The organism is Rhodopseudomonas sp. RCAM05734, assembly GCF_052658035.1.
This window is the reverse complement of sequence record NZ_CP199742.1, coordinates 6,118,460-6,136,297: the sequence shown is the minus strand read 5'-3', so window position 1 is coordinate 6,136,297 and position 17,838 is coordinate 6,118,460. Positions and strand designations below refer to the sequence as shown.

At 63.5% G+C, this 17,838-nt stretch carries 6 protein-coding genes and 1 pseudogene; 5 read left to right on the top strand and 2 right to left on the bottom strand.

Annotated features, from left to right (window positions below; all coding sequences use genetic code 11):
• Positions 1–15: 15 nt before the first annotated feature.
• Positions 16–735: a 5-oxoprolinase subunit PxpA gene (gene pxpA / locus ACUXVA_RS29035; RefSeq protein WP_265082445.1), complete on the bottom strand. Its 720-nt coding sequence runs from the start codon at positions 733–735 to the stop codon at positions 16–18.
• 120 nt (positions 736–855) lie between these two features.
• On the opposite strand from pxpA, the gene ACUXVA_RS29030 reads away from it, so the two are divergent.
• Positions 856–1,542 (top strand): GntR family transcriptional regulator, encoded by a 687-nt coding sequence (locus ACUXVA_RS29030; protein WP_265082446.1) that lies wholly within the window; start codon positions 856–858, stop codon positions 1,540–1,542.
• 272 nt (positions 1,543–1,814) lie between these two features.
• Here ACUXVA_RS29030 and ACUXVA_RS29025 read toward each other — a convergent pair.
• A pseudogene (locus ACUXVA_RS29025) lies at positions 1,815–1,901 on the bottom strand (transposase); the annotation flags it as partial.
• A gap of 251 nt (positions 1,902–2,152) precedes the next feature.
• Between ACUXVA_RS29025 and ACUXVA_RS29020 the strand changes: the two are divergent.
• The 4 genes from ACUXVA_RS29020 to ACUXVA_RS29005 all read left to right on the top strand — a co-directional run bounded on the left by ACUXVA_RS29020 (position 2,153) and on the right by ACUXVA_RS29005 (position 17,798).
• The gene (locus ACUXVA_RS29020; RefSeq protein WP_445489684.1) at positions 2,153–2,896 is read left to right on the top strand and encodes an STN domain-containing protein; all 744 of its coding nucleotides are present in this window, start codon (positions 2,153–2,155) and stop codon (positions 2,894–2,896) included.
• Complete coding sequence (locus ACUXVA_RS29015) at positions 2,893–3,495, top strand: RNA polymerase sigma factor (protein WP_265082448.1); 603 nt, start codon at positions 2,893–2,895, stop codon at positions 3,493–3,495. Before ACUXVA_RS29020 ends, ACUXVA_RS29015 begins: the two co-directional genes overlap by 4 nt.
• Positions 3,479–4,501 (top strand): FecR family protein, encoded by a 1,023-nt coding sequence (locus tag ACUXVA_RS29010; protein ID WP_445489682.1) that lies wholly within the window; start codon positions 3,479–3,481, stop codon positions 4,499–4,501. Before ACUXVA_RS29015 ends, ACUXVA_RS29010 begins: the two co-directional genes overlap by 17 nt.
• A gap of 148 nt (positions 4,502–4,649) precedes the next feature.
• Positions 4,650–17,798 (top strand): filamentous haemagglutinin family protein, encoded by a 13,149-nt coding sequence (locus tag ACUXVA_RS29005; RefSeq protein WP_445489680.1) that lies wholly within the window; start codon positions 4,650–4,652, stop codon positions 17,796–17,798.
• The last annotated feature ends 40 nt before the right edge of the window (positions 17,799–17,838 follow it).

Here is a 17,838-nt window from a genome sequence, read left to right as displayed (position 1 = left end):
TGCCCCCGAGCAATGTCACCGGGACGAGTCGAGGACGCTGCGAACCGCGGCTGCCACATCGCGGGCGTTCGGTGGATCCGAATGAATGCAGACCGTGCCGAAGGAGATCGGCAGCATGGTGCCGTCTATCGCTGCGACCTGCTTGTCCAGAAGGGCGGTTTCCAGGCGCGCGGAAGCCTTTGAGAGGTCGATGGCCGAATGGCTGCGCGGAATGATCAGCCGCCCGTCCGGGCTATAGGAAAGATCGGCGAAGAACTCCCCAATAAAAGGCACGCCGACCGTGCGCGCCGCCTCTTCGTGGCAGGTCCCGCTCATGCCGAAGAGTGGCACATCGAAAACCTTGACGGCCTCGGCAATGGCAAGGGCCGTTTCCATCTCGCGAGCGGCCATGCCGTATACGATGCCATGCGGCTTGACGTGGCTGAGCGTCGTGCCGGCAGCGCGCACGAAACCCGAAAGAGCGCCGATCTGATAGACGAAGGCAGCCCGCAACTCGTCCGGCGTCAGCCGCATCTCGCGTCGGCCGAAGCCTTCCTTGTCGGGCAGCGAGGGATGCGCGCCGATAGCCTTGCCGTGCGAGACGGCCAGATCGACGGTCTTTCGCATTGTGAGAGGATCTGCGGCATGAAAGCCGCAGGCGATGTTGGCGCAGTCGATGAATGGCATGATGCCCTCATCGTCACCGAACCGCCACGGCCCGAAGCTCTCTCCCATGTCGCAGTTCAGCGTGACCATGATCGTTTTCTCGTTCAGTGTTATAACGCTCGACGGAAAGCAATCTGCAGCCCATTCTTTTTCCTGTCAACAGAAGATGTTTAGTGTTATAACACTTTATCAAGTAAGAATGGACCAAGGATGACGAATTTCGACGATCAGGTGCCATCCGGCGTTCTGCCGACCGATGCGCTGGACTTGCCACCGGTCCTGCGCGAGATGTTGCACGAGCAGATTTTTACGCTCCTGAAGCGCAATCTGATGATGGGGCGGTTTGCACCCGGTCAGAAGCTGCCGCTGAGGAGCCTTGCCGCCAGCCTGGGCACGAGCCTCATGCCCGTCCGCGATGCGTTGCAGCGGCTGGAAAGCATCGGCTGCGTGATCTCGACGGCAAACCGCACGATGATGGTTCCTTCCTTCTCGATAAAGGAACTGCAGGATATTCGCACGCTACGCATGCTTCTCGAGGGAACGGCGGCCGAACGCGCCGCCATCGAGCGGACCGATGCGGAACTGGCGGACCTGCGTAGGTATTGCACGGACATCGAAACCGCTGCCGACACCCACAATCTCGATCTCTTCCTCGAGGCGAACTACAATTTCCATATGGCGATCGCCGATATGAGTAGGATCTCCTTCGTCAGCAATTTGCTAGAACCGCTGTGGATGCGCATCGGCCCTGTCGTGCGCCAGTCCAAACCGGATCAGGCCCATATCCGCAAGGCGGTGAAGTATCACCTGAAAGCCTGTTCGGCTATCGCGGAGCGTGATCCGGTGGCCGCAGCCGCAGCCATTCGCGAGGATATCATGGAATGCAATGAGTATTGAGCTGCAAAGCATGCTTATACGGCCGTAGGCGATGCCGGATGGATTTGAGAAAGTCCTTGAATTCGACGGAGAGGCACATGCTGCCGCTCCACTGGAGGATATCTACCGACCTGCACTTCTGAGATCAGCCGCAACCGCATTTGATGAAACGATAATGAAATTGGTCTCCTTTCGCTTCGACACAACCGACAGTCGGTGAAGGAAAGTGAACTGGCAGGAGCAATGTACCGGTGTCCGTCGCGCCGGGCAAACTGCAATAGAACGTTCTGAACGCGGCAGACCTCCGCGACTGCCGAGCCATCTTCCGCCTGCTTCAAAACGAATACGATCTGCGCTTCTGAAAACTTCGATGCCTTCATGGAACTCTCCTCTCCCTGTCAGGGGATCATAAATGGAAAATTCCAGATCAAACTGGCCTAATTTGGTGGGGGCACGTCAATGCGGCCAATGTGGGCGCATGGCCGCTGTCTTGAAATCGTAGCAATCTCCCTTTACCTCTCGTTCCTTGTCGGTCCCCTGGAGACCTAATCCGTCTGGCCTTCAGGCCGTTGAGCTTAGTGCGTGTCTGAAGCTGGGATTAATGTCTGAATGGCATGAGCGGGCTTCGAACATGCGTGGCAGAACCGAGTGTGAGCCTGGCCGGGGAGCATGTGTTGATTGCCTACATCGTCTGTTCGGCGACCTCTCTGCGCTTGTGATTGCAGCATCGCTGGTTCTCGTTCCACAAGGAACGGCAAGTGCGCAGGCCCCCAAATCGTCGGGTCAGCTTCAGTTCGATATCCCTTCGCAATCGCTCGCCGCGTCGCTCAAGGTCTACAGGGCCGTCACAAATCACGATCTCTATTACGAAAGCAGCCTGATCGAGGCCCATAGATCGTCGGCTGTGGTTGGTGCATTCTTGCCGGACGTAGCGCTGAGGCGGCTTCTGAAAGGGACCGGCTTGTCTGTGGCATCCTTTGAGCCGGGGACCCTTACAATTTTGCCCGGCCGGCCCGTGGCACCGGAGCGCGATCTGCCCGCTCTCAGGAGCAAGGCGGCTGAATTTTCTTCTTACTTCACACGTATCCAGGCAAGCCTACGCGCTGCATTCTGTCGAACGCCTGAAATCCAGCTCGTTCCGTCAGAACTCATCGTCCGGCTTTGGATCTCGCAGTCAGGAGCGGTCGCGCGCGCGGAGCTCCTGCAGCCGACGGGATCCGAAGAAAGAGATTTGGCCTACGCAACGGCGATGCGCAGGCTCGTGATCGACCAGGCGCCCCCTACGGCAATGCCGCAACCGGTTACGCTGATGGTCTTGCCGCGGACGTCGCGAATAGCGGCGGAATGTCCGCAATCCGACGGCAACGCCCCATGAGCGATGCAGTGCAGGCCGCGACGTTGCGTGAGGCGCTCGTCAGTCAATACGACGAGATGAAGAAAGTGCTGACGCGCCGGCTTGGTTCGGAGGATCTGGCCGGGGAAGCGTTGCAGGAAACCTACCTGCGGCTCGAGCGGCCGGCGCAGATCGGTATCATCGCTGCTCCAAAACAGTATCTTCTGGCAATCGCGACCAACATCGCCAGGATGCGCCTTCGCCGCGAACGGCGATCGACCAGCATCCTGGACCTTGACGCCACTCTCGGTATTGTCGATGAATTGCCAGGTCCGCTGCAAACGCTCGAGGCGCGCCAGCAAATCGAGGCGCTGCAACAGGCATATGACGGATTGACGCCGCGACGCCGCCAAATTGTTTTCTCTGCGCGCGTGGTCGGGATGCGACTCGCTGATATTGCTGAACAGTTGGGGGTTTCGCAACGGCTTGTTGAGAAAGAGCTGAAGGTTGCGCTGCTTCAATGTGGGGCGTGTCTGAACCGGGATGTCGTCCAGCGTTTCGGTCCCGGGGCCTCCCAAACATCTAAGGAACGAGGGACGCCGATTGCGGCGCCTGAAACGTACGATGACGAAGCGCGATGAGTTCGAGCCGATGATCCCCATAACGGCAGACGAGGACGTTGCAGCGTTCGCCGGCGTCGATCCGATTCAGCGCGAGGCCTATGAATGGATCGTCCGCTTCATGGGCGGCGACATGGCTTCGGCAGAGGTCGAGGCGATGAAGGTGTGGTACGCGCGAAGCCCCGCCCATGCTGCGGCCTATGCAAATGCGCGGCGTGTCTGGGGCGCACTCGGTCCGGTCGCAAGCACGCGAGCAGGTGGGAATGTCACCGGCGAACCGGTGGGAAGGCTTGTGCCCCCCGCGTCGATGGGGCGTCGCGCATTTATTGGAGGGGCGCTGGCTGCTTCGGTGGCCTATGCCGTGGTCAAGCCGCCCATGAGTCTCTGGCCGTCCTATTCCGAGTTGACGGCGGATTACCGGACCGGCGCGGGCGAGCTTCGGCAAGTGACGCTTGCCGACAACACGTCGCTCGATCTCAATACCAAAACGAGTGTTGCGGTCCGGTCGCAAACGGCCGATACCACACTGGTGGAGCTGGTTTCCGGGGAAGCGGCGTTCTCCACCGGCGCTGCGTCGTCCAGCTTGACCGTGCTCGCCGCATCCGGGCGGATCGTCGCGACGCGCTCGAACTTCAATGTTCGGTGCGACGGCTCACAGGTCTCTATCACTTGCCTGAACGGCAACCTGACCATCGAGCGGGCCGGTATCGCCACGCGGCTCGATGCCACGCAGCAGGCCAGCTATGGAGATGAGGTCATCAGCGCCGTCACCGCAGTGGATCCTGGACAGGTAACTGCATGGCGGCATGGCGCCCTGATCTTCGACGGCATGCCGGTCGCGCAGGTCATTGCCGAGGTCAATCGCTATCGTCCGGGCCGGATCGTGCTCATGAACGAAAGTATCGGCCGCCGGCTGCTGACCGCGCAGTTGCCGACGACTGAAACCGACAAGATCATTGTCCAGATCGTGCATATTTTCGGCGCAAAAGCGCGGACTTTGCCTGGCGGCATCATTGTTCTGAGCTGACCGGCAACCGCTCGAGACGTCAGAACCCGGCCACATTAATTTTTTTCGCAAGGAATCGTTCGGTCGAAGGCGTCCTCATGCATCTTACCAGCAGCGACCGCCTGCCATGGCGCGTCACCTGTTGATGTTGATGCCGGAACCGAATGCCATGACCCGCTCCGACGCTCACTCGAAATCGCCAATCCTCGGGCGGGCTCCTCGTCCCGCCTGGCTGTTCGCAGGCGTCAGCGCGGTCGCGTTGTTGATCGCCATGCCGGACGCCGGTGCCCGACCGCTCGCAGGGGGACCATCGCCATCGCCGTCGCAGGCCGCGATCGATGCGTCGCAGGCTGTGGCGGCCGGGGCCGCGCAAGCCGCGCGGAAGGCGCAGGACGCGTTGAGCCGCGCCACCGGTGCGATCCTGGCATTGCAGCAGATGCAGGCCGCGGCGCGCGATGCGGCAGCAGCGTCGCTCGCCAGCGCGCCGAGCGGGATTGTAAATGGCTTGCGAGCCGGCGGTTTGGACCGGGCGACTGGCGCCGATGCGGTCTGGATCGGTGCCGGTGCGCCGACCGATGCGGTGCAGGGCGATCGCATCAAGGTTGATATCGTCCAGACGCAGAAGAATGCGGTGCTGACTTGGCGCACGTTTAACATCGGTGAGAAGACCGACCTCAGCTACAACCAGCAGGGCAACCGCGATTGGGTGGCGCTGAACCGGGTGATCGACCCGGCGCTGGCGCCGAGCCGCATCCTCGGGACCATCAAGGCCGACGGCACGGTCCTGGTGATCAATCCGAACGGCATCATCTTCGGCGCAGGCAGCCAGATCAACGTCGGCAGCCTGATCGCCAGCACGCTCGATGTCGGACCGTCGGCGATCTACACCACTGTCAACGGCGCTCAAAAAGCGAAGGTGACGGACATCGCCTGGCGTAACCAGAACTTTCTTCAGAACGGGCTGCTGGGCTACGACGCCTCCACAGGCCCGAACAACTTTAACGGCGACTTCTCGACCTTCGCGCAATTCTCGGCGTTCAGCGTCCTCAACACCAAGCCCGGTATCAACTATCCGACGAGCGTCGTTCCGACCACCGGGACGATCAGCGTGGGGCAGGGTGCCTCGATCGTCGCCGCCCCAAACGGCGGTCTCGTTCTTCTCACCGCCCCGCAAATCAGCAATGCCGGCCGGATTGTCGCGCCTGCGGGACAGGTATTGCTGGCTGCGACCGGCTCCGCTCTGCTGCTGACGCCATCGACCGGCGCGGCCGGAGACGCGGTGCCGCTGTATGGCGCCAGGCCCGACCCGAATGTTCGCGGCCTGGTGCCATTCGTGCAGGGCGGGACCAACGCTGCGGGCTATTTCGTCTGGAACCAGGCCGGCGGCCTGATCGAGACGGATCGGGGAAACATTACGCTCGTCAGTCCGAACCGGAACACTTATTTCCCGGTCGGCGGGGCCAGCTACAACGATGGAACCCTGTCCGCGACGACCAGCGTCTCGCGCAATGGTTCGATTGCCATCGACGGCAGCGACGTTCGCCTCGGGAGCGGGTCGCTTCTTTCGATCCTGCCCGACCGTGGGGGAGAAACGATTCCGCAGGACCCGACATCGCTGTCTGCCTTCAAGCCCTCGGCGATCAAGGTCGGCGACAATGCCAACAATATCGAAATGCAGTCGGGGGCCTTCCTGTTCGCGCCGGGCGCGAATGTGCAGTTCGGCGCAAGTGCGGTTCGCGGCTCAAGCAGCGAGCCGCTTAACCAGACCATCGTCATCAACGCCGGCGCCGAAATCAACGTTGCCGGTCTGACCGACGTGCAGGTGCCGATCAATCAGGTCCAGATCGTGATCGATCCGGCCAAGAAGAACGAGTTGCGCGACAGCCCGCTGTATCGCGACGGCTTCCTCAATGGCGCCACCATCTATCTCGACCCGCGCCGATCCGGCGTACGTGCCGACGGCGTGGCCTGGATCGGCTCGCCGCTGATCGATGCCACGGCCTATTACCAGCTTGTCGGCCTCAGCGCCGACCGGCTGATGACCAAGGGCGGCAATGTTGCCTTCGGTCCGTCGGCACCCGGAACGCCGGGGCGGCTGCAAACCTTCAACACACCCAACCTCTATCTCAGGGCCGGGTCGGTCATTAACGCCTCAGGCGGCTGGGCGAGCTTTGCGGCCGGCACCATCCGCACCACCAGGCTGCTCGATCAATTCGGACGGAGCGTCGATATAGGCGATGCCGATCCGAGCGTGGTCTATGTCGGGATCGCCAACGGCGGCTTTACCCGAAATCACGCGCATTGGGGCTTCAGCGAGACCTGGGCCGATACGCTGAGGCTGAACGGCCAGTTCATTCCAGCCTTTACCGAAGGCCGCGATGCCGGAGTCCTGACGGCAACCGCAGCGGCACTCATCATCGACTCCGCGATTTCCACTCAGGTCTATGCGGGGAAGCGCCAGCTTGCCGATTCGAAGACCGGCTCCGGTACGTCGAGCGTGGCGGGCGATCTGCGCGCCGTGCAATCGTCCAACGGTCAATTGCCCGCGGGCGGCGCGCTGATCGTCAACGGCATCTCCGATGCAACGATTACCCACGCTGCACCCGCCGTGCCGGATAGCGCCTTCGACGGGTGGACGCGCGGCACGATCGACGGCAACACTGGAACATACGTCGCGCCGACGCCGGTCACCGGGCCGGTGATTCCTGCCAGCCGGGCCAGTTCGATAGTCCTGACCGACGGTCAGCTGTCGAATTCCGGTCTCAGCCAGGTCTCACTGTCCACCCTTGGAAAAATCACGGTCGAGTCCGGTACCAGCGTCACGCTTAATGCCGGTGGCTTGTTCCAGTTGGCCGCAGGACGTCGCATTTCAGTGAACGGCGATGTCACGGTACCTTCAGGACGGATTTCGCTGGAGACCGCCTATATTCTCGGAAGCGGAACGCTGCTCGGTCCGAACGCCGGCAAGCTTGCTGCGGTAGGCGATTTTGACATTTCCATTGCCGGCGATCTGTCGGTCGCCGGCCAATGGGTCAATGAATACACCGCGCCGCTCGATTACATCCAGAACAAGGCCTGGCTCAACGGCGGAGCGATCTCGATCAAGACGGCGGCCAATATTCTGCAGAAGCTCGACGACAGAGGGCTCGCCTTCGCAGTCACCAACCTGCCCGTCGACACCGCGGCTTACTCCGACATTGATATCGCCAAGGTGCGGGATATCTCCGGCAGCATTCTGGTCGGCGCCGGGTCCACCCTCAACCTGTCGGGCGGGGGACGGGTTGATCGCAAGGGGAATGTTGATCTCGCGGCAAGGGGCGGCAACCTGTCGCTGTCGATGGATGTCAGCTACTATCAGACGGATCCTGACAACCATTTCCCGGGCTTCCAGGTCGACGCGTTCATCGGCCCCAATCAATTCGAAGGAACCTCGATCAACCCGGATCGCATCAATGCGCATCTGGTACTCGACCCCACGGCCATTCTTGCCCACGGACTCGGCGGCGGCGGCACCTTCACGCTGGTTACACCTGAATTTGCATTGGGAACCCAGCCGGCTTCGGTGGGGGCGGTGCTGCCGTTCGATTTCTTTTCAACCGCTGGCTTTGCCAAATACAACATCACCTCGACCAAGACGGAGCTGACACCCAATACCTTCAATAATGGAATCGTCGGCAACAACGCGCTGCTGGCGGTGCAGACGATCACCATCGGCGCGGGCCAGACGCTCGCGCTGCAGCAGTCGATGCTGCCGAACATGTTCAGCGCCGACCAGAGCCAGGCGTTACTCGCCATGGACAGCGGCGGCGACGTCAACAGCTTGCTGACGGCATCGGTGGCCGTCAGTCCGTGGGATCAGCGCGCGGTCAGCCTGGTGCTGGGCGGGGCGCTGGAGCTTCGGGTCGCGCAAGGCGGTAGCGTCACCGGTGCGGCCGGCAGTTCGCTGACGGTCGGCGCCCTGTTGAACGAGGGCTCGATCCGGATCGCCGGCGGCTCGATCACCCAGCAAATGGTGCTGCCGCGGATCTACGCGTTGGCCGCAACGTCCTCCACCAGCGGATCGTTCGGCATCCACGCCCTGTCCGACATTTTCACGATCCGGCCTGACGGAAAAATCTATCTCAACGATGCCAGCCAGTTGAGTGGGATCACCAACCTCACTTTGGCCGCCAATCGCCCCATCTACAAAGTTGGGGTTCTCGACCAGGGCCAGGGCATGGTGCTTGCCACGGGCAGCGTCACCGATCTGTCCGGTTCGGTGATCCTCAATCAGCGCGCCGTCGATCGTTTCGGCCACGCGTTTGCGGCCGGCGCCGTGGTCGGCGGCGGCTCGCTGGCGGTCATGCCGACGGTGACGACCGATAGTACCTCGATCACCTCGCCAATCCGTGTTGGCGGCGCTCTCATTGCGCGTCCCGGCGCACTGCTGGATCTGTCCGGCGCCGCCGGCGCCTTCGATGTTCTGACCGCGAGTGCCGCCTTCCAGCGCGCCAGCTATGTCAGCACACCGGTCTGGAGCGATGCCGGTACCCTGTCTGCCGGAGCAGGGGGGACGCTGACCGGGGCGATCATCCGGGCCCAGGGCGGCAGCGCCGCCGCGCAGGGTGGAACGCTGCAATTTTCCACCCCGATCTTCACCCAGCACGATCCTTCCACGCCCATGGCGAACGTCATCTCGGCCGACATGATCGCGCAGGCCGGGTTCGATACCTTCGTTGCGATGGGCAACATCACGTCGCGCGGCGACGCACGCGTGGTGCTCGACCGTGCGTTTTTCCTGCTGCCCAAGCCTCTCAGCGGGCTCGAGTCCCGCAAGGCCGCGAGCTTCACGCCGGTGATTTCCACGGACGGCGCGCTGGCGATCGAAGCGCCCTATATAGCGCTGCAGAACCAGGTCGATCAGGCCGCGCTGGTCACCACCGGAACGGCGGCCGGCGGCAGCGTCACCTTCCGCGCCAGCCAGATCGACATCGCCGGCACCGTGCTGTTCGATAAATCGGTCACTAATGCGAGCTTCAATGCGAGCGGCGATATCCGCCTGACCGGTGTGGTGCCGTGGCAAGTGACCTATTCGGGCGTCACCGCCAGCACGCCGTCGCTCAGAGGAATGATCGCGATCAATGGCGATCTGGCGCTGGTCGCCGGGCAGATCTACCCAACCACCGGCACCAGCTTCGCCATCACCTCGGCGGCGGCCAACGGCACCATCGCCATCGGCCGCAGTGGCACGGACACACCCGCGGCACCCTATTCGGCGGGCGGCAATCTGCTGATCCAGGCGGCGAATATCATCCAGGGCGGCGTCGTCCGGGTGCCGTTCGGCACCCTGACGCTTGGCAGCAATGCAGTCGCCACCGCGACCACTACCGACTTCACCACCACCTATGCGCCGGCAACAAAAAGCGTCGTCCTCGCCGCCGGCAGCGTCACCTCGGTCTCCGCCAACGGTCTGTCGATTCCCTACGGCACCACTACCGATACGATGGAGTGGTACTTCGCGCCGACCGTGAAGGATGCGCTGACCGCGCCGCCCACCAAGGTGCTTAGCCTGAACGCCGGCAGCATTACCCTGGGAGCCGGCGCCACCATCGATCTCACCGGCGGCGGCGACGTCTATGCCTATGAATTCGTTCCCGGCACCGGCGGCTCGCGCGATGTTCTCAGCCAGTTCAACTCCGATCAGTACAGCGCCAACAAGATCAACGGCGTGGGCTATCAATATCCCGACGGCCGGCAGGTCTATGCCATCGTGCCGGGCGTCTCGAATGCGCCGGTCGCAGCCTACGATCCGATCTATTCGGCCAATTACGCCAGCCTGACGGCTGCTTCCGAAGTTGGGAAGCGGGTCTATCTGTCCGGCGGCAACGGAGTAGCCGCGGGCTGGTACACATTGTTGCCGGCGCAATATGCCATGCTGCCGGGCGGCATGCGGGTGGTCGAGCAGACCGGCGCGAAGAACGTCATGGCGGGTCTCTCGGTGGCCCAGGCCGACGGCTCGCTGCTGACCTCCGGCTACTATGGCGACGCCCTCTCGGGCGGGTCGCAATCCCAGCTCCGGCTGTTCAGCGTCCAGTCGCAGGACACGATCAGGTCCTATTCCAAAATCGTGCTGACCTCCGGCAACAATTTTGCGATCGCCAAGGCGACGAGCAACGGCACCGTCGTCCCGCGCACCGGCCTCGACGCCGGCCGGCTCGTGCTCAATCCAATCACGGCCTTGAGCATCGATGCGACCGTGATGGCTGCTGCGGCGCCCGGCGGGCGCGGCGCGCAGGTCGATATCAGCGGCAGCAACATCGATATCGTGTCGTCGCTCGCCGGTGCGCCGAACGACGGCGCCATCCACCTCACCGCCGCCGGCCTGAACAGGCTCAATGCCGAAAGCCTGCTGATCGGCGGCATCCGTACCGACAATGCCGACGGCACCACCAGCCTTGCGCTCACCGCCCGCACCATCCTGGTCGCGAACGATGCGGCCAATCCTCTGGTGGGACCGGAAATCCTGTTCGCGGTCGATGACGGCCCGAGCGGCAGTATCGCATCGAGCCTCACTCTGAATGATGGCGCCACGATCGTCGCCACCGGCGCGTTGAGCGACCAGCGCGCCGGCGCTTATGTCATCGACGGCACCCTTACTGCGACGCAGGATAGCGGCGGCTCGAACATGTTCGTGAACCCAAAGCAGATCGCGATCGGTGCATTGGTTCGGGTCGCGAATGGTCCGCAGCGCGTGGTGCAGCGGCTGCGCACGCCGGTATCCGCCACCAATCCCGGCAGCCCGGCAGGGCTCGCCGCCAATCTCAATGTCGGCAACGCGACCCTGCAGGGCAATGCGATCGGCCTCGACACCTCGCACAATGCCTCGATCGCCAGCGGCGCGCAGTTGCGCGGCCAGGACATTGCCTTCGGCGCCGGCGCGCTGGCCTTTACTTCCGGCAGCGTCACCGCCGGCACGCTGGCGATCACCCCGCAATTGCTGGCGGTGCTGTCGCAGGGCAGTTCGCTGACGCTGCGCTCGCAGGGTTCGATCGGCTTCGACGACGGCAGCTATTCGTTCGGCGCCATGACCTTCGACGCAGCGACGCTGGAGTCGCGGCAGGGCGGCGCTGTTGCGATCAATGCCACGCGCCTGCAATTGGCCAATTCCGGCGCTCCGGGCGCACCGGTCGCCGGCACCGGCGCGCTCTCGATCGCCGCGACCGAAATCTGGATCGGCAGCGGCACGCTCGCTACAGCCAATTTCGCGAGCGTCAGCCTTGCCGCGGCGAACGGCATGTTCTCGACCGCCAGCAATGGCGTGATCGATGTGGGTTCAGCTAACCTGGCCCTGATCGCGCCCTATATCGGCGACCGCGCCGTGGCCGGCACGACCGCGAAGTCGGCGACCGCGATGACGCTGCGAACGACCGGCGCGGTGAACGTCAGCAATGCCGGCACAACCGCCATCGACGTCGCCAACCTTCCGGGCATTCCCGGTTCATCGCTGACCATCGCAGGCAATGGAATCTCGATCGCCGGAACGCGTCTGCGTGCCACCGCCGGTTCGCTCACCGTGGCGGCGAGCGGCAACCTCGTGCTGTCGAACGGCGCGGTGCTGGAAGCGCCGGGCTACAGCAAAACCTTCGGCGACGCCGCCGATCCGCAGACCGTGGCAGCCCCCGGCGGCACGTTGGCGCTCACCGCGCTCGGCAGCACAGGCATTACGCTCGGCGATGCGCTTCTGTCGGTCGGCGGCGGTAGCGGCAATGGCGGCAATCTCAAGCTCGCGACCCCGAATGGTGCGGTCGACTGGGGCACGGCGGTCCTTAACGGCAAGGGTGGTGTGGGCGGGCTGGGCGGCAGATTCTCGCTCGACAGCAATGGCGGCATCGATCTCGTCGCCATGAACGACCGCGTCGTCGCCAACGGCTTCACTGGCGGCTTCGACGTGCGCACCCGCACCGGCGACATCAAGCTCACCGCTGGGCAGGTTCTCAAATCGGGCTCGGTCAAGCTGACCGCCGACGGCGGCTTAGTCAAAATCGCCGGCACCATCGACACGTCAGGCGTCAATGGCGGCGACATTGAACTCTACGGTGTCAACGGCGTCACACTGGAACGCACCGCGCGACTCGATACCCATGCCAGCGGCTATGCCGCCGACGATACCCGGCAGGCCAAGGCCGGCAACATCACCCTCGGCACCGACTTCCTGACCGGGCACGGCGTCATTCAGGCAGACGGCAGCGTCAAGGGCACCGTTGCCGACAGCGGCAGCATCCAGATCGATGCGGGCGCGGCGGTCGACGCCTCGGCCAGCCGCCCTGGCAACCGCCTTGTGCGTATCATGCGCAACGGCACCGTGAACTATCAGTATGTCCAGGGCGACCAGGGCGGCATCGTCAGTTTCCGCGCGCCGGTGGTCACCGACGGAAATGGCAAGAACACGGTGAACGTCAGCGTCGCCTCGGCCGGCAGCATCAAGGGCGCACGCGCCATCGATCTCGAAGGTTTCAAGCGCTGGGATCTTGCGGCTGTCGCCGCCAGCGGTCTCTACAGCGGAGTCACCCGCGCCGCCGCGACCAACGCGATCACGCTCGATCTGACGGCCGGCCTCGACACCGCCAATGCCGACGGCACGCTCGCCACCGTCGCCGGACTCAACTTCCTCGGCGACAACGGCGCCGGCACCGTGGTCGAATTCGTCCGGGGTTTTGACGTCTCGGCGGCCTATGGAAATCTTGGCGGGCTCGACGCGCAGGCCAATTTCAATGCGCGGCCCGGCGTCGAGTTGAAACACGACGGCAACATCACTCTGGCCTCGAACTGGAATCTCGGCGCCGGCACGGTCAATGTGACGGCCGCCAAGGCCGCGGGCGCGATGGCGACCGATTCGTTCAGCGGGCAGGATTATGTCGTCGCCGGCCGCGAGGCCGACCTGCTGGCAAACTACACCACCATGACCTATCGCGTCGGCGGCAAAGCGACCGGCGCAGCACCCCTGATCTCGCTACGCGCCGGCGGCGATCTGCATCTTCAGGGCAGCCTCACTGATGGCTTCTTCCAGTTCCGCGATCAATATGACGCGACGTATCAATCCTATCTGTACGCCAAGCGCGGAACTGGCTCAGGCACAGTCCTGAACCTTGACGCCTGGCAGTTGAAGAACGGCGGAAGCTATGTGAGCTGGCAAACCTATCTGAACGATCCGATTGGTAACTTCGATCCGAATGGCGCCGGCACAGGAAATATCTTCGATACGCATTGGTATGATGGGATCCAGTATATCGATCAGCTTACTCAAAGTGTAACCAGTGGCGCGCTGCTGCCGAAGCCGATCATGCCTTTCAGCGTGGTCGGGAATTCGCCGGCGGCCCAGGGCGCCGGGGCTGGCGGCGCAGGCGATCCGCTCGCCAGCGCCGTGGTCATGCCGTTGCTGCCGAATGGCAAAATCGTTGCGTCATCCGACTATCGGCTGACGGCGGGAGCCGCGATGTCTAGCGCCGATCCGCTGCGCATCGCCGCGGCCTCGGCTGGCAATCTCATCGTCGATGGCCCCAAACCTTCAACGATGAGCGTTTCGGCGGTCGTCGTTGGTGGTGGCAGCAGTTTCTCGGTCAAGATGATCGATGCGCTCAACTTTAGCGGATCGTTCGGGTCTGTGTTCAAGACTGGCTCGACCAGTTTCTTAACCTATTTGCAGACTCTGATCCCCGGCCTTTCGGCCGATGCCGCGATCACTCTGCAATACGCATCGACAGTGCCGACTGACTTCGCCACCTTCATCAACCAGACTCTCGCCGCAGATCCGAATGCGCACGTGAAGGTCTGGACCGGTACCGACCCAAACTACAGTGACCATCAGGTCACGATCTCCGTTGCCCTGTTCTCGCAGTTTCTGCAACAATTTCCTGGCGGTATCCCGGGCGGCGGCGGCTCCATCACCATCCCGCTGCTTCCCCAGACCGTGGTGCGGACCGGCACCGGCAGCATCCGCATGGCCGCTGCCGGCAATGTCGACCTGACCGGCGGCAGCACCATTCAATACATTAAGCCCGACGGCAGCGCCGACACCACGCCCGATATCAGCAAAGGGCAGTTGGGCGGCGCGGTGGTCTATACGGCCGGCCATCCCGTCGCTTCGATCTCCGAGGTGCTGCCCGACCCGGCGACGGGTGCCGCGGTGCAGATCACCGCTTTGGCATCGGCGACCTCGATCTTCAGCGCGCCGCCGGTGTTCACCTATGGTCTGACGGCCGCCGACGGGAGAAGGGACATCGCCAGCGTGGTGATCGCCGACACGATGCAACTCGTTGGCGGCGGCGATATCGGCGTGACTGCCCAGGGCGACGTGCTCGGCCGCCGCGACCTGTCGTTCAGCATCCTTGCTAACAATCGGAACGCCAGCTGGCCGCTATCGCCGTGGATCGGGAAGGTGACCTTCCTGAACGGATCGCTGCCTGCTCTCGCTTACGATCAGCCTTGGCGGATCGGCAGCGTGACGCAGGACGCCACGACGGCGTCCATCAATCCGCAACTGTTCCGCGCCGGCATCGGCGCGCTGGGTGGCGGCAATATCCGCATTGATGCGGGCGGCAAGGCGTCGGACATCCTCGCGGTTGCCGATACGTCGCTCGTCACCGGCGTGGCGACGCCGGCGAACGGCAGCGCCACCAAAGTGTTGCTCACCATGGGCGGCGGCAACGTCGCGATCCGTGCCGGGTCCGACATTCTGGGGGCGCGGATCGATGCGCCGAGCGGCGCGGTACGGCTTTCGGCAGGCGGGACCATCGGCGACCTTCCCGTTGTGACCGGACAGAACACGGTCGCCTATTCGGATCCATCCAACCATTGGCATTGGCCAGTTGTCCCGATCGTGCTGAACAGCGAAACCCACTTCCGGATCGATGACGCCACTGTCGATCTGGCGGCGGGCGGCCGCATCAGCGTCATGGGCATCGGCCAGCTCGACGGCTTCTATTCGGATCGCAGTGCGTTGAACATGGTGGCCAACGGAGCCATCACCGTCACCAACACCGGCATGGTGGCGCCTGCTCTGACAGGTTACCGCACCGGCGCCTATGCGATCTATCCCGGTACGCTGACGCTGGCCTCGCTGCTGGGCGATGTGAATCTGCGCACGCTCGCGACACCTGTCGGCTTTGTTGGCGACGCGAACAAAGCACTGCCGGAATACAATTACGATGCGCCGAGCGCGATCCTACTGACACCGAGCACGGTCGGACAACTCGGCGTCTTCGCCGGCGGCAACATCGCGCCGACGCAGATCGCCATGCTCGACAGCGACCCCTATTATCTGCCGGGGCTTTTCACCCTCGGCGCGAATATCGTGACCGTTGTGCCCACCACACGTCTAGCCAATATCTACTACCAGTTCGATTTTCCGCAGGTGATTGCCAGCAAGAGCGAGGCGCAGCTCGAACGGCTGCATAACGCCGCGACGACCCACGCCGGCGACGCCACGCCGGTCACCATCTACGCGGACGGCGATATCGGCACGGCGGTCAAGGGCGTGACGCTGTCGGTGCCCAAGCAGGCGCGGATCGAAGCCGGGCGCGACATTGTCAACATGGTGTTCTTCGGCCAGAATCTCAGCCCGACCGATGTGACGCGCATCGTCGCCGGCCGCGACCTGATCGCCACCACGACGCTCGCCGCAGCGAAAACCTTCACCCGCGCCGCCAACGGCGATGTCTCTTTCGTGACGGGGCCGGCCAAGCCCGCGGTGCAGGGCAACACCTTCATCCTCGGCGGGCCGGGCGACCTGATGGTCGAGGCCGGACGCAACATGGGACCGTTCCTGAACTCCGCCGAGATCAAGGACTGGAACTTCTCGGGGACTGGAAACGGCGATTTTCCGAGAGCCCTGGGATCGACGCTACGCTTCGGCGAGGGGATCATCACGGTGGGCAACGACTGGAATCCCTATCTGCCGGCGGCGGGCGCCAACATCACCGTGCAATTCGGCACCGCCAAGGGCGCGAATTATGACGGGTTGCGTGACGCCTATGTGGCGCCGGGCACCGCGGCGAATGCGCTCGGCGACTACGGTAAGAAGCTCGTCGACTGGATGAAGAGCCATGCCGCGGATGTGTTGAAGGTCAAGTTCGGCACCGGCGACGTGACCGAACAGCAGGCCTATCAGGCCTTCCTGACCCTCCCGGAACTGCGCCAGCGGCTGTTCCTGATCAACGAGGTCTATTTCGACGAGCTGCGGGCGCCGTCGATCAAGGGCGGGCCGTCGTACCTGAAATATTCACGCGGTTACGCCGCGGTGAATACGCTGTTCCCGGCCTCGCTCGGCTATACCGCCAACGGCCTGGAAGGCGGCGCGAATGACGGCGCCATCGTCCATACCGGCGATCTCGATCTGCGGCTGGCCGCCATCGAGACCATCAATGGCGGCAATATCAACATCCTCGGCCCCGGCGGGCGCGTGCTGGCCGGCTCGGTCGTCAGCACCGCGCAGCAGGCGGCGCGGCGCAACTATGCGGCCTACGGCCTGCAGAGCCCGCAATATCATTCCACCGGCACCAACACCGCAGCGAACATATCGTCCATCGAGGCGATCCCGCCAGGCTATGAAGGTGTTCTGACCCAGCGCGGTGGATCCATCAACACGTTCACCGACGGCGACTTCCTGCTCAACCAGAGCCGGCTGTTCACGGTGAAGGGTGGCGACATCACCATGTGGTCGTCGAATGCCGATCTCAACGCCGGGCAGGGCGCCAAGACTACGCCGAACTTCCCGCCGGTGCAGATCCGTATCGGCGAGAATCTCTATGCCGAGCCCGACCAGGCCGGCTCGACATCGGGTGCCGGCATCGCCGCGCTGCCGCCCGACGTCGGTACCGCTGCGCCCAACGTCTATCTGCTGGCGCCGCGCGGTGCCGTCGATGCCGGCGATGCCGGCGTGCGCTCCGCCGGCAATCTCTCGGTCGCTGCCCTACGCATCGTCAATGCCGACAACTTCAAGGTCAGCGGCGCCACCACCGGCCTGCCGACCGTCCAGGCGCCCAACATCACCGGGCTGACCGAGGCGTCGAACACCGCCGGTGCCGCCGCCAAGCAGGCAGAGACACCGAGCCAGGGCAGCGGTTCCGCCGGTCCATCGGTCATCATCGTCGAGGTGTTGGGCTATGGCGGTGGCACCGGAGAGACGCCGAATGACGGCGATGCGGATCGTCGTCGCAAGAATCCTGGCCAGCAAAGCTACGACGCAAGCAGCCCGTACCAGGTGCTCGGCGTCGGTGAATTGACTGACGAACAGGTGGCGGGTCTCGCTGCCGAAAAGCGGGCGTCTGCCGGGATTCAGTGAGTAAATAGTCGCGGTCGATGCCGCGGGCATCGATCGGTCA

Excerpts from the sequence above, each read along its gene's own strand:
- ACUXVA_RS29020 (WP_445489684.1), top strand. The coding sequence starts at position 2,153 with ATGCGTGGCAGAACCGAGTGTGAGCCTGGCCGGGGAGCATGTGTTGAT.
- ACUXVA_RS29010 (WP_445489682.1), top strand. The coding sequence starts at position 3,479 with ATGACGAAGCGCGATGAGTTCGAGCCGATGATCCCCATAACGGCAGAC.
- ACUXVA_RS29015 (WP_265082448.1), top strand. The coding sequence starts at position 2,893 with ATGAGCGATGCAGTGCAGGCCGCGACGTTGCGTGAGGCGCTCGTCAGT.
- ACUXVA_RS29005 (WP_445489680.1), top strand. The coding sequence starts at position 4,650 with ATGACCCGCTCCGACGCTCACTCGAAATCGCCAATCCTCGGGCGGGCT.
- pxpA (WP_265082445.1), bottom strand. The coding sequence starts at position 735 with ATGGTCACGCTGAACTGCGACATGGGAGAGAGCTTCGGGCCGTGGCGG.
- ACUXVA_RS29030 (WP_265082446.1), top strand. The coding sequence starts at position 856 with ATGACGAATTTCGACGATCAGGTGCCATCCGGCGTTCTGCCGACCGAT.